This window comes from Rufibacter latericius (assembly GCF_003721515.1).
GTDB classification, from domain to species: Bacteria; Bacteroidota; Bacteroidia; order Cytophagales; family Hymenobacteraceae; genus Nibribacter; species Nibribacter latericius.
This window is the reverse complement of the sequence record NZ_RJJD01000003.1, coordinates 141,184-154,976: the sequence shown is the minus strand read 5'-3', so window position 1 is coordinate 154,976 and position 13,793 is coordinate 141,184. Positions and strand designations below refer to the sequence as shown.

Sequence of the window (13,793 nt, the reverse complement as noted above, 5' to 3'; positions counted from 1 at the left end):
CTCAAGCAGGAAGTGAATCTTTCAAAATCTAAATTGTCTCTGCCAACCTTAAATCCGTTTAGAGATTATTTGGCTTGAAAGTATTCTTTTGATGGATTCTACGTATCACTCGCTTACCATTACCCAGATCAGAGAAGAATTGCCCGGGGTGAAAACCTTTGTTTTCGGGGGAGAAGATGCCAAGGCTATTTCCTACGTGGCTGGTCAGTACCTCACTTTAGTGACCCAGGGAAAAAAGGAGGAAATCAGGAGGTCGTATTCCATCACCTCGGCCCCGGTGCTGGGTGAATCCCTGGCGATTGGGGTAAAACGCGTGGAGAACGGTTTTCTTTCCCGTAAGTTGATTGACCAGGCCAAGGTGGGCGACCAAATCCAGACCATTGGCGCGGCCGGTTTCTTCACTTTGCCCGAGGATCTTTCTACCTACGGACAGGTGTTCTTCTGGGCCGCCGGGAGTGGCATCACTCCTATATACTCCTTATTGAAAACGCTGCTCCACGGGCATCCCGACATTTCGGTGGTGCTGGTGTACAGCAACCAAAGCCCTGAAGTGACTATTTACCGGCAGGAGTTAACGCAACTGGGAAAAGAACATCCAAATCGGTTTGTGCTTCATTTCCTGTTCAGTAATTCGCCCAGGTTAAACCAGGCCCGCTTGCACAAAGAACTTTTAAAGCAACTGGTGCGGCAATACAGCAAAGTGTCTTCGGCTGAAGTATTATGTTATGTATGTGGGCCTGAAAATTACCGGCGCCTGTGTCTCTATGGCCTAAGGGAAATAGGAGTGCCAGCGGCCAACATCCGCCAGGAGACTTTCAGTACCACTAAAATCCAGGTGAAAGTTACTCCACCGGATACCTATCTGCATACTCTTGAAATCATATACCAAGACCAGGTACATCGCCTGCAAACCCAGTACCCCGATACCATTTTACAATCGGCGAAAAAAGCGGGGATAGCCTTGCCCTACAGCTGTGAAGCCGGCCGATGCGGGAACTGCGCTGCTACCTGCCGGCAAGGCAAAGTCTGGATGTCATATAATGAAGTGCTCACCGAGAGGGAAGTTAACCGAGGGCTTGTCCTCACCTGTGTTGGCTATGCGGTAGGGGGAGATGTGGTGCTGGAGGTACCGTAGCGCTTAGGGCCCATTTTAAGATAACTAACCTGAAAACTAAAAAGGCATCTCCATTCTAAAGAGATGCCTTTTTTGGTGCCTTGATTTCTGCTGTTACCTGCCTGAAGAAAAGATGGTGTTTTCATTTCCTACCTGCATCAGCCAGTCAAGAGCGGGTGCCACTTCTTCAAACATTTTGATCTGGAATTTATCACCAATGTGCTGGTGTAGCTGGTGAAACGACATCTGGCCGTAAATTCCGGGGGCCAGCACCTGGCTCATGTACTGTAAACCAAGTTCCATGACTTTAGGAGTCCAGAACTGCACAATCCAGTCGTTGGCTACGTTCCAGGGTCCAATCAATTCTTTGTGGTTGTTCAGCAAACGGGGGCACGGCTGCTCCTGCAGCATCTTGATATAATGGGTGCCACCCTGCATCACAGTATCTAAGGTCTGGATGCCAACCCATTGGGCATGAATGTATTCGTTATTTTGGGTCCGCTCAGCAATGAGGAAGACATCTCCATTCGGTTTCTTCAGTTCAACTTTCGTCATTGGAGTGAGTAATGTCCATGGATGACACAAAGGTACTATTCTTTTGCTTTCAACGTGAATTCACTGTAGGTACCTACTTTCTTCCTACGTATAAAAACGGATCAAAGTAACCCAATCCTTCCCTCACAAGCCACTTTTTACAAACTATTTTGGCCTTACTACCTGGTTTGCGGCTAAGGCTTGTCTTTCCTGTATTTTCCCAACGGCTGTTTAATTTTCCAATGTATTTGCATAATAGATCATTAGCCGCGAAGATGTAGTGACGAGTTTGCAGCAAGTACACCTATTGCTAAGAGCCGTGTGAATAGCCATAGAGCAGTATTTTGGGGGATTGCTAGAAGTAAATGGAGGCCTTAATGGAGCTCAGATACGTTTAGGGGCCGTATTCCAAAAAACAGGCCCTAAACAGAACGCACTTCAAATCGATTTTTCCGATGGTTCAGTTCTTATCGGCTAAGGCTTGTCGGTAAAACAAGGTGTGGCGCTGGCTTGCGGGAGTTTTCAGGTACCTTTTTAAAAATATTTCCTGTTTCGCTACCTGGACAAAAGCCTTCTCTACCATGGCCTTCATGTTCTGTAAAGACAAAAAGAGATTTGTATTATCGGCGGGTTTGATCTTCTGGAGAAGGCGTTTGGTCTGGCTGAACTGAGAGTTAAGGTCGTTTGTCATCTGCCGAAGTTCCTGGTCAGGCTTGATCGGTTGAAACCGGTTGTTCCGGTACTGAATAAATTGGTTTAGTTGTTCTATGCCGGTGTTGAAGGAAACCACGGCTTCGTTGTACAAGTCAATGGTCTCGTTTTCGCGCACAACCGAAAGGTTCTTTTTCAGGTGGTTCAACTGGTCAAGAGCCACCGCGGGAATCGTAGGCTGGATTTCTATTCTTCTGATGGCACCTGTAAGTTGCGCTTTTTCAGAGGACGCTTCATAGGTGGCAAGGGAATCCTTGAAATGGAAAACCGGTCTGGGTTGAGGCGCGGCACCTCTGGAAGTAAGGAATTCCTGGTAGGTAAGAGGCTGGGCCAGAAACTGCCAAAGGGGATCAAACGGAAGGTGCGTCTGCACCATTTTGGCGGGCGACACCATATAATACTTCGGATTGATGCGCGGAACAAACTTCCCTCTCTCCACCATTCCGGCTCCCCAGGTAGGATCAAAGAGGTACCATTGGCCTCCCAGATTAGCGGCACACCAGGCATGCGACATGGGCGCAGAAGTTCCTCGGGGCACTACAAACCCAGTGATCAGGTAAGAAGGAATACCAGTCTTGGCGCATAGTTCATGGAAAACCTCGGCATAGCCCTGGCACACGGCTTTTCTGGTAATAAGCGTCTGCGCAATGAGCGACTGCTTTTCATAGTACAGCGGCATACGCGACAGCGCCTGCACATCATAGGCAATGTTGGAGGTAAGCCACTGGTAAATGGCTTTCACTTTATCCTGGGGTGATTTGTAGTGGGTGTTGATGAACCGGGCAATACCATCAATGCTTCTGGCCTGGGCAGCCGGAATCACCGGGGCGGAGGTAGACACCTCATGTGGTTCAGCGTAATTCTGCCCCGAAACCTGAAAAGAAAGTACAAAAAGAAAAAAAATGGCAACCAGCTTAGACATGGTGTAAGTCCCTGAGAAAGAAAGGAAATCCTTGTTTTTGTAACGAAATAACACCGCCAGATGAGATAACGTTTCCGGGTTTGTTTTATATGATTGCCGGAGAACCCCTTTTTATAATTTATTTGGCTTTATACTTGTAGTTGCCTTTTAAAATATTTCGCAACTCAGATAAAGATTATGAAAAGACAGATTGTACAATTAGTGGTTTTGGTGCTTTTCCTGATTAGTGCGGCTGCCTGCTCCAGTTCCAAAAACACCAGCAGTTCGCGTTACCCAACCGGTACCCGTACTTCCAAAAGCCAAAGAACCTCAGATTCATTCCCCGGTATCCATTTCCCAGACGGTAGAACCAACTCCTCCACCAGAGGCCTTCCTCCGGGACAAGCCAAAAAGGTGAACGGTGACCAATCTGCCCGTGCCTATGCCCCAGGCCAGCAGAAGAAACACGGAAAAGGCCACGGCAATGGCAATGGTCACTACGGTGGGAAAAAGAAAAAAGGTAAAAAGCATTAGAACCCGTTATAAAAGGGATTTATATAAAGGAGGGCTTGCCAAAGGCAGGCCCTCCTTTTTTGATTAAACCACCATTTCTAACAGTATAGCAGGGGTGGTTCTAAACAACCCGCCTTCGTCCTCGTAAACGGGTATACACCTTACTTTAAAGACTATGGCTATTCTAGATATTTTTGACGACGATAATAAAGACTCCAAAAAGGCGAACAACCTGAACGATGAATACCATCAGCGAAACGCGCCCGGAAACCAACCAGACCCATCGGCCAAGCGGAACATAGGTTTGGGCGGCGATACCGAACGCAATGACCAGAAAGACAAACTGGAGAACCTGCACATCGGGGGGAACGAGATCACCGGTTACGGGGCTAACGACCCTGCCAGCAAGGAGTCTGACACCCAGGGCCCTGGCTTTGAAATGGAAGGAAGTTATGACGCCATGGACGGTAGTGCCAACGGTCTGCGCATGAACGACCAGCCGCTGGACAGCAAAGAAACCAATTCTGAAGAAGCCGATTACAACCGGCTCTAAGAATGCGTTCTAAAACGAAAATCGGGGTTCCCACTTGCAGAAAGTGGGAACCCCGATTTTCGTTTAAGGCCCTTTTCAGGGAAATGGCCCTAAAGGAAAGCGTTGTGAGCTAGCTCTTAGGATACCATTCCCGCAGGCGGACCTCAATCTGCTTTTTACCGGCCTCCACCTGGGCTTTGAACGCGTTTACATCACTCAGTCCCTCCTTGCCCCGGTAATGGTACGGGTACACGACTTTCGGTTTGAATTCCAGCACAGCGGAGGCGGCCTGGTTTACATCCATGGTGTAAGGCAGGTTCATGCACACGAACGCCACGTCAATGTTTTTGAGGGCCCGCATCTCGGGGATATCCTCAGTGTCACCAGACAGGTACACGTTTTTGTTCCCCATTCTCAAAACATATCCGTTCCCGCGGCCTTTGGTGTGCATGGCATCGGCAGATTCTGGCAGGTTGTACATGGGGATGGCCTCAATGTCAACTCCTAGCTGTTGGGTTTTGGCGCCGTTCTTCAGCACCACCGCTTTGGCTTTCATGGCTTCGGGTAACTGGTCTACCACTGCCTGTGGGGCAACTACCATGGCAGTAGTGGTGGGTAGGGCCTGCAAGGTTTTGGTATCCAGGTGGTCAGGGTGGATGTCGGTGATCAGAATCAGGTCTGGCTTGGCCAGGTTGGTGAACAGGGCAGCTCCACCGTACGGGTCTACCCATATAGTTTTCCCGTTCCACTGCAAGACCACCGAACCATGGGTGACGGGCTGAACCACCAAGTCCCCTTTTTCGGTTTTGATGCGGTCGGGCTGAGGCAGGTTTTGCGCCCCAACTTGAAAAGTGCCGATGCTGAAAAGCAGGAGCAAGAGTTTTTTCATAGGTGTATTCATTAGATGGATATACTGAATATAGGACAATTTAACCTAAAATTTGTTTCCTGTAGTTTTACGCAGCCAGGAGGCCTAAAGATAAAAGAACCTGTTTCAGAGGCGGTTCTTTGAAAACGGCCCTGAAACAAGTTCTTCCTTTTTTTTTTAACTAAGCGGGTTATTCCTTTTTCTTCTTCTTACGCCCCACCCGTTTGCTGGCTTGTGGCTCTATACCACAGTCCTGGGTACTGAGCAAGCCCGCCGGAACCGTCAGTTCTCCCGTATGGAAGTCAAGGAGCCCGTTTTTCTCCTCTTCAATGTTGGTGGCCTGGGTATAGACATCTCCCGCAATGCGGCGTTTCCGGAGTTCCTGCTTAAAAGCTCTGATGGACTCGGTGCGTTCGTCAGAGCTTTGGGGTCCGCCGTAATCTGAGAACCCGAAACCTCCCCATTCGCTTACAATCAACGGTGTTTGTCCGCGGTAGAAGTACTGGTCACCAATCACCAACGGCAGCACGGCTACGCCTTCCATTTCGCCGGCGGTCAGTTTATCAAGCAGCTTCTTCCACTTGTTCAGTTTAGGTGTGTACAGGTGAGCGGTGAGCAGGTCAGACTTCAGCTTTCCTTCAAAAGAAATGTGCTGCCATCCGTCGTTATCCACTACCAGGAACTGCGGATACCTGATTTTCATGAAGTGGAAGATATCCATGATGTACTGGCGGGTCTCGGGGTTGGTCGCAATGTCCTGGGCGCCCCAGTCTTCGTTGTACAAACTCCAGATCACCACTGAGGGGTTGGTTTCGATGAGGGCCAGCATGCGCATAAGCTCAATGCGGTGGTTCTCGCGGCTCCGCTTGGTAGAAGAGTGCGGACTTGGCACCTCCACCCACAGCAGCAACCCAATTTCATCAGCCAGGTTATAGATCCTTGGATCGATACCGGCTATGTGTACGCGTACCAGGTTACAACCTAGTTCTTTCATGGCGTACATGTGGCGTCGCATTTCCTCGTACGTAGCGGTACCGGGCTGGTACAGGATTCCGTCTATGTAGATTTCCTGGTTGTTGAGGTAAATGTGCCTTCCGCGGGCCTCAATCTTGCGCAACCCGAAGTGCCCTTCTATTTCAGCGGAATACCCCGAGCTGTCAATCAACTGCGCCTCGAACCGGTACAGGTGAGGGTCCTCGGGGCTCCATAATCGGGCATTGGGCACTTCAATGGCTACATACTGGGCTTTCTGGCCAGCTTCCAGCCTTAGGTTGAAGTCGGAGGTGGAAATAGGTTCTGCGTGAGGACCTGCTTCCCGGTCATAGATGTTCAGCTTCAGGGTGTACTGGCCGGGATCATGAATTCTGGTGGTAAAATTGAAGCGCACCATGGAGTCTTCAATGATTCCCTGCACGCCTACGCGCGAGCGGAGGCGGTTGCGCTCAACGGTTTCAATCCAAACGCTGCGCACGGCTCCGGCGTAGGTCTGGTACCAGATTCCCCCGCGTTTGTACACGTGAGATTCCTGCTTGCCCCGGGGCACCTCGGCATCCATGCTGTGCGAGATGCGCACGGTAAGCCAGTTCACCGGCAGCAGGTGGTCTTCGTTGATCTCAAAGGAAAAGGAGTTGTATTCGCCGTAATGCACCTCGCCGCCCTCAATGTCGGTGAGCAGGCGGCCGTTAAGCCAAACCCGGGTTTCATACCCACACGCCCCAAAGGTGATCTGGTAAATGCTTTTCCCGCCGCTTTCCAGTTTCTCGGGTCGGGTGAACTCACGCTCATACCAGGCAATCACTTTGTCTTGCCAGGCGGGGGTTTGCAGCGTTTCTTTGTTCTGGGCCATGTGTTCCTCTACAGAACCTGGCCAGTTGGCGGTGTGCTTGTATTTATACCCCAGGTACCAAGCCTCCTGTAAGCCGCGGTCATCCTGGTCCAGGGAAAATTTCCACTCACCGTCCAGCAACGAGTACGTATTAGGCCGAAGCACTACCCGGGGGAGGGGGTTATCGGCGCTTATAAAAACATGGGAGCTATCTTCAAAATCAGCCTCTTTAGACTCCTCAATATTCTTGGAAACAATAGATTCTTCAGAACTCTCGGTCACGCTGAGGTTAGGGTGTTTAGAAGTCATGGTTGTAGATAATTGGTAAGGGTGATTTTTCTCTTTCTTTTCTTAAACGAGGTTTATTTCCGCTAAGGTTGTCTCTTATGGAAATCAGTTTAGATAAATGCTATTTTTCTTTTTCCTTATTTTGGGCCTTGTTTTAAGAAAGCAGGAGTAAAATGTTTGGGTATAAATGGTTTGAATTAAGCTTGAGACGGATTGTAATTCAAGCAGACGTTGAATTTAGACTAAACGTTTGTTAGGCCTTGATTTTCTGAAAATGGCCTGTAAACTGGTATTCAGCAAGAGAATAAACTTATCTTGCTTATAGAGGCCCTACTAGTGACGAGAACTCTGGAGTAATTAAGAAAAAGAAGTGGGGAGGAGATTGGTTTAGGAACCAGTCAAAGTAGAGAGGAGTGGCTTTCCCCTGATTATTGGGGACTTGACATTTTTAATTGCAATCGGTTGCGGAAGCCAAGGGGATTTGAGTATATTCACCTGATAAATCCTAACCCACAAACAAAAGATGACAAAGTTTAGAACCGCCAAGTATCTGCCTTTGGTATTGGTAGCTGCTTCTGCCTTGAACAGCGCCTGCCAAAAACAGGACGGAGCAGACACGAAAACTTCGGCCGATGAGAGCAGCACCCCTGCCGCTACCACTTCCCAGACCGATACTTCTAAGTACCTGTCTCAGCCACTGGTAAAAGACCTGTTCACCGCAGATCCGTCGGCGCACGTATTCAACGGCAAAATCTACATTTACCCTTCGCATGATACCGCCGCGGGTACCCCGGAGAATGACAACGGCGATCACTTTGACATGCGCGATTACCATGTCTTCTCAATGGATGATATTAACGGCAAGGTAACCGATCATGGGGTGGCCTTGCGCGTGAAGGATATTCCGTGGGCCGGTCGTCAGTTGTGGGCTCCAGACGCGGCGTTCAAAAACGGCAAGTATTACCTTTACTTCCCGGTGAAAGACAAGCAGGATGTGTTCAGAATCGGCGTGGCTACTTCTACCTCGCCATCGGGCCCGTTCAAAGCCGAGCCTAAACCTATTGAGGGCAGCTTCAGCATGGATCCCGCCGTTTTCACGGATGAAGACGGAACTTCTTACATGTACTTCGGCGGAATCTGGGGCGGTCAGCTGCAGCGTTGGGCTACCGGCAAGTATGATTCTACCGCGGCTCCGGAGCCAACCACCGGAAACGCGCTCCTGCCCAAAATGGCTAAGATGCGCAAAGACATGCTAGGGTTTGATGGACCGGTAAAAGACGTGCAGATTCTGGACGAAAACGGAAAGCCTTTCCCTGCCACTGACCATGACAGACGTTTCTTTGAAGCCGCCTGGGTGCACAAGTACAACGGCAAATATTACTTCTCATACTCCACCGGCGATACCCACAACATTGTGTACGCCATCGGGGATTCACCCACCGGACCGTTCACCTACAAAGGCGTGCTCCTGAAACCGGTGCAAGGCTGGACCAACCACCATTCGGTAGTGGAGTTCAAAGGCAAGTGGTACCTGTTCTACCATGACACGCAGCTATCGGGCAAAACCCATCTACGTAACGTCAAAGTAACCGAGCTAACCCACAACCCAGATGGCACCATCCAGACCATCAACCCGTTGAAGTCCTAAGTTTTATTCGATTTCAAATTTAAAGCCCGGCCTTTTATTTAGAGGTCGGGCTTTTTTGTGTAGGGGCAATCTCTGGTGGTAACCCTTTCTGCTTTGGCGGCGTTTTCAATAAAACATGTCCTAAAAGCAACCCTTGTTTAAAAAGCCAAGGTGTTTTAATCAGTGATTTACCGTGAAGGGCAACCACCAGGGATTGCCCATACTTTTCTTTGCCATCTTGGAGACAAGGCAGAGCTTGGTCTCTACAAGCAACCAAAAACGTTTAAATACAAGGCATAGTTGACTTCAGGTGAATTGGGGCAGTTTTCCTGAAAATAGCTCAAAATCAAGAGAGGCCAATCTCCTAGGAAATTGGCCTCTCTCTTTTAGTATCTAAAGAACCTGAATCAATGCATCCAGCGCGGACAGATTACTTTCCCTTTGTTGAAGAGTTTCAATCCCAGAACTACTTCGTGGGTGCCCGAGTTGGCGATGTTCAACTCTGAGGTGTTGTAGTCATAAGAGTAGCTGGCATCCATGATATGGCTGATGTTCACGCCCGCCATGAAGGCAAACGCATCCTGGTTTCGGAAAGAGACACCTGCCCAAACCCTGTCGGCGTATAGGGCCCTTAAGTTGAAATCTAGGGTGGTGGGGCTAGGCTCGGTGAGTTTCACCAAGACAGATGGTATCAAAACCACTTCGCGCCCTACGGGAAGTTTATAGCCTGCTGTTCCAATAAAATGCTTCTGTAGCACATTGTTCGAGGTTTCCTCTTCCTCGGCGGGGTTCAAGTCTCGGTTGCTTTTCAGGAGCTGCGCGCCAGATAGGCCAACGAAAAAGGAATTCGAGTAAATCCAGGTTCCTATTCCCAGGTCAAAGTAGTTCCGGTTCACGTAGTCGCTGGAAATGGCCGGGTCAGACGGATTGGTGAACGTAGCCTTGCTTGGATTGAACCCGTTGCGCAGGATACCCGCACTTGCCCCCATAGACACCGTGATGGTTTTGGTAATGGGTAGGTGGTAGGCGTAAGTAAGGTTCACATTCGTCCGGCTTAGAGGGCCCGTCACATCCTTGATCGCCTGGATTCCCACGCCATGGTGCGGATATGCCCGAACAAATCGGTTCTGGTTCACCTTGCGGGTGCTGGTGATGCCCTTGCCCCCCGTACGCACACTGGCTACCTGTTTGTTAAGTGGTGTGTGCGCACTAACATGGAAGGTTTTAGGAGCGCCTTCCAGTCCCATCCACTGCTGACGGGTTCCAATTTTTACCTCGGTATAGTCTTCAATCCCCGTGATGGCGGGATTCAGCAAATATCCATTTATCATGTATTGGCTGTACTGCGGCCGTTGTTGTCCCCAAACCGGGGCGGTAAGAAGCAGTAAAACCAGAAAAGTGCCTAAATATTTCTTCATCTGATTATTTGATAATGGTAATACTGCCCGTGAATGGTTTCTCGTCTTTCTTCAGGCGGATGATGTAATAATAGGTGGCCAACGGAAGCGGACTGCCGTTGTGCATTCCATCCCACGGTTGGCTGTACCCGTTTGAACTGAATACCTTGGCGCCATAGCGGTTGAAGATCTCTACCGTGGCATCGGGGTAATTCTCAATGTTCTTGATCTCCCAGAGTTCATTGATCCCGTCACCGTTAGGGCTGAACGTGTTCACCACCACAATTCTTGGCAACACAGTTACGGTTATATCATCCACAGCCTCACAACCGGCTCCGCTGGAAACAGTCACGGTGTAGGTAGTGGTGACATTTGGAGTAGCCACTGGATCCGCCACGTTCGGGTTGCTTAACCCGGTGGTAGGCGTCCATTTGTAGGTATTACCTCCTGTGGCTTTCAGTTGCAGCGATTGTCCCTGGATGATGGTAGTATCTCTACCTGCATTGGCCGAAATTGGGGCTACGGCTACCCTTACCGCGGTACGCAGAGGACTCACACAATCATTGGCACTAACTGCTTCTACATAGAAGGTGGCGTCGCCTGTCAAGGGTGGGGTGGCGAAAGGTGAACCGGAACCGATAGGGGAGCCGCCTGTAGCCTCGGTGTACCAAACATAAGTAAAAGGTCCGCCGGTGGCTGGAAGCACTTCCAACTGGGCCGAGCTTCCCTGGCAGGTGCTTACATCGGCTGCCTTCACAATCGGGGCTTGAGGCAACTCTTCAATGTTAATTAAAATGGCCTCCGCCGATGGTACAAAATCGCAGGTTGTGCCCTTGTATTTGGCAATCCTTCTAAACCAGGTTGGCTGCGACACGAAAGCTGGGGTAAAAGAAGCCCCGTTCTTGTTGTCAGTGCCGGGAGCGGCTGCGGCATCCACAAAACCGGTGGTGGCGCTGGTGGTGCTGCTTTGCCATACATATTCAATATCGCCGGAAATAAGGTTTCCGGTGAACGTAGGTGCATCGCCACGACAAACCAAGACCCTGTCTGCCTGAATCGTATTTTCACTTGGAAGAATAACCGGAAGGACCTCGATGATGATCTCGTTGCTGAGGTTCGGGGTATCACAGCCTTCAAAAGTCACCGTCCGGCGGTAAGCAGTAGTTTGCGACAAGGCAGCCGGTGAAAAGCTCTGCTGGTCGTTTCTTCCATCGGCCGGGGAGAATTCAGTTTCACCTACGGCACGGCTTTCCCAAAGATAGATTGGGCGGTTGGTGCCTACGGTGGCATCGTTCCCAGTTAAAGCAGCAGGTTTAGTATCTGCGCAAATGGTTTGAGCGGTACCAATGGTGTTCTGAATGTCCTGTTGTATGATATTGATGGTGAACTCGCTGCGCTCCAGGCTTTCGCAACCATTTTCCACTGCCGTGATATAGAACACCGTTCTGCTGTTCACCGGGCCGGCAAAATAACTGGATACCGGACCACCAGTATTCAGAGGTTGGGTACCGGTTGGGGTTGCGTAGAAATTATATCCTTTGGTGGGATCATTTGGACTAGGGGCTATCTGGTAGGTGCCGCCCACGCAGATAGAGGTTTGCGTCACCTGTAAAAAGGGCTTGGCCGGCCGAGGAGTAAACTCAACCGTGATGAGCGTAGGCGTTCCTTCCAAAGCATCAGAGCTTTCGCACTGATTTTCGAATTTCACCGATAAAACGTAGGTGCCTTTCTTTTCTGGAAACGTGATGGTTGGGTTCTCTTCGTTAGGATTGCTGATGGTAACCCCGGTACCCTGCACAACCTTCCACTCAATCGTTTCGGGTTTAATTGGTTCAGGGGTATTCGGGTCAAAAGGAGCAAGGGCCTTTCCGTTGGTAGTAAAGGGTACGCCAGGTTCTTCACACTCATTTAAGCCCTGTGGAGTCACCTGCGGATAAACGATCACTACCGTTTCTTCATGTACGTACCGGCCGTCTGATTCAGCATCTGGGTTTTCAGGATCAACAGGGTCTTCTGGGCCGTCTGGGTTATTTGGATCAAAGCAAGGCCCTTGGATTCTCAATTTTATGGTGTATTGGCCTTTTGCATTGAATTGGATAATCGGATTCTCAGAAGTCTCAGAAGTACCTTCAATGTATTTGGCAGTGGCTGGGTCTACCGGGTCTTCTCCATTCAGAATTTCCCATTTGTAGGTTAAACCAGTTTCCGGTGTAGACTCATTCTTTAGGGTTACTTTAACTGGAATTCCGCAGGAGTCTGGATCGGTACTTTGTGGGGTCATCGCTTCCCTTTTCTCCACACTGAACTTTGCTTCCTCTTTGTTGACGGTCATAGCCACCGCATCTGAGGTATCGGCGGCGCAGGAAGGTCCCAATACAATCACCGTGTAGCTCCCTGATTCCTCCAGCGGGAAAGTACTTTGATTGGCGTTTGGTATGTTAACCCCGTCTTTCTGCCACTGGTAGAGAAATCCGGCCCCGGAGGGAGTGGCTGTCAACGGAGTTCCGGAGCAGACGGTGGTTTGAGCTGGTGGAGTGATGGCCGCACCGCACGAAGGGGGCGGAGTAGTCTGTCCGAAAAGGAAAGAGGAGCTATAGAGATAAATAGCAAATATCAGCAAATAGCTTTTGAATGAATGCATTCGGTTTTCTGGAAAAAGTAAACAACATCAAAAACAGGTAAACAGGAGGAAGAAGGAAACTTCACAGAACTATTGCGTCTGCCTATCCAGAAACGGGGTTACAGGGGATGATCCAGATGTAGGAGGGTAGTAATAGTTATATCAAATGTCTTTCTTCTTAAGTGTATGAACCTCTTACTATTTATCGAAAAAAAGGCAACTTTATTATATCACAATCTTGAAAACGTCATCAAATTGTAAGAAAAGCCAAGGAGAGACTTGCCGAGGTAAACGTTAGTCCTTTCTTAGCAAGGTAGCCTTGATTAAAATTAAAAATAATATTGGATACACAATCCTGAACAGGCGAAATCTTTTAATGTACTATGCCTTACTTTCAAGATTGGATCTCATGCCAGATTTACCTTTACTCTAAAGACAATACTCTAACATAAAGCTTTTGTTTTATTTATAACTTAAAAAAAGAATATAGGAAGAAAGGATTTTAATATAGCTTTTTGGCTTAAAGAAAGAGGGTTCGTGGTTAAATTCAATTGAGGTAACCTTACATTGACGCATTTCAACTTTAGAGGGAAGTGTTTTTAGCTTAGTTTCCTGAAACACCCTCCAAAACGGAAAGCCCTTCCTTTATAGCGTAGGAGGGGCTTTCTGTTTTGGAGGATGTTACAGTAGGTTTGGGAAAAAGTTGGGCTTTTGTATTGGCTTTCAGGTGATTATTCAAGTAAATCAACTGGTCCAATGACTCACAAATGCTTAAGGAATTGAATCTAGATCCAGTTCTTTCATCGGCGAAGGTTCAGGTAAGTCATTTGAAATACACAAATGGAAAGGAGAAGGGATCCCAT

Annotated in this window: 10 protein-coding genes; 4 read left to right on the top strand and 6 right to left on the bottom strand. The window is 49.0% G+C overall.

Annotation, left to right across the window (positions count from 1 at the left end):
- The first annotated feature begins 91 nt into the window (after window positions 1-91).
- A complete protein-coding gene (locus EFB08_RS06285; protein ID WP_123126093.1) occupies window positions 92-1,135 on the top strand; it encodes a ferredoxin--NADP reductase in 1,044 nt (347 codons plus the stop codon).
- 93 nt (window positions 1,136-1,228) lie between these two features.
- Here the strand turns inward: EFB08_RS06285 and EFB08_RS06280 are convergent, their stop codons facing one another.
- Together EFB08_RS06280 and EFB08_RS06275 are read right to left on the bottom strand one after the other, a co-directional pair.
- On the bottom strand, window positions 1,229-1,669 hold the full coding sequence (locus tag EFB08_RS06280; RefSeq protein ID WP_123126092.1) for a hypothetical protein: 441 nt from the start codon (window positions 1,667-1,669) through the stop codon (window positions 1,229-1,231).
- 439 nt (window positions 1,670-2,108) lie between these two features.
- A complete protein-coding gene (locus EFB08_RS06275) occupies window positions 2,109-3,281 on the bottom strand; it encodes a transglutaminase domain-containing protein (RefSeq protein WP_125077654.1) in 1,173 nt (390 codons plus the stop codon).
- Window positions 3,282-3,458: 177 nt separating this feature from the next.
- Here EFB08_RS06275 and EFB08_RS06270 point away from each other — a divergent pair, with 177 nt between their 5' ends.
- Together EFB08_RS06270 and EFB08_RS06265 are read left to right on the top strand one after the other, a co-directional pair.
- Window positions 3,459-3,794: a hypothetical protein gene (locus tag EFB08_RS06270; protein WP_123126090.1), complete on the top strand. Its 336-nt coding sequence runs from the start codon at window positions 3,459-3,461 to the stop codon at window positions 3,792-3,794.
- Between the two features lie 154 nt (window positions 3,795-3,948).
- Entirely contained in the window at window positions 3,949-4,326 is a 378-nt protein-coding gene (locus EFB08_RS06265) for a hypothetical protein (RefSeq protein WP_123126089.1), read from the top strand.
- A 109-nt stretch (window positions 4,327-4,435) separates the two neighbouring features.
- Here EFB08_RS06265 and EFB08_RS06260 read toward each other — a convergent pair whose 3' ends face one another.
- Window positions 4,436-5,194, bottom strand: coding sequence for an MBL fold metallo-hydrolase (locus EFB08_RS06260; RefSeq protein ID WP_123126088.1), 759 nt, complete (start codon window positions 5,192-5,194; stop codon window positions 4,436-4,438).
- A gap of 169 nt (window positions 5,195-5,363) precedes the next feature.
- Entirely contained in the window at window positions 5,364-7,307 is a 1,944-nt protein-coding gene (locus EFB08_RS06255) for a glycoside hydrolase family 2 protein (RefSeq protein WP_123126087.1), read from the bottom strand.
- Window positions 7,308-7,809: 502 nt separating this feature from the next.
- On the opposite strand from EFB08_RS06255, the gene EFB08_RS06250 reads away from it, so the two are divergent.
- A complete protein-coding gene (locus EFB08_RS06250) occupies window positions 7,810-8,934 on the top strand; it encodes a glycoside hydrolase family 43 protein (protein WP_123126086.1) in 1,125 nt (374 codons plus the stop codon).
- Between the two features lie 386 nt (window positions 8,935-9,320).
- Here the strand turns inward: EFB08_RS06250 and EFB08_RS06245 are convergent, their stop codons facing one another.
- Both EFB08_RS06245 and EFB08_RS06240 read right to left on the bottom strand, forming a co-directional pair.
- Window positions 9,321-10,331: a PorP/SprF family type IX secretion system membrane protein gene (locus EFB08_RS06245; protein ID WP_123126085.1), complete on the bottom strand. Its 1,011-nt coding sequence runs from the start codon at window positions 10,329-10,331 to the stop codon at window positions 9,321-9,323.
- A gap of 4 nt (window positions 10,332-10,335) precedes the next feature.
- A complete protein-coding gene (locus EFB08_RS06240; protein WP_123126084.1) occupies window positions 10,336-12,951 on the bottom strand; it encodes a gliding motility-associated C-terminal domain-containing protein in 2,616 nt (871 codons plus the stop codon).
- Window positions 12,952-13,793: the final 842 nt, after the last annotated feature.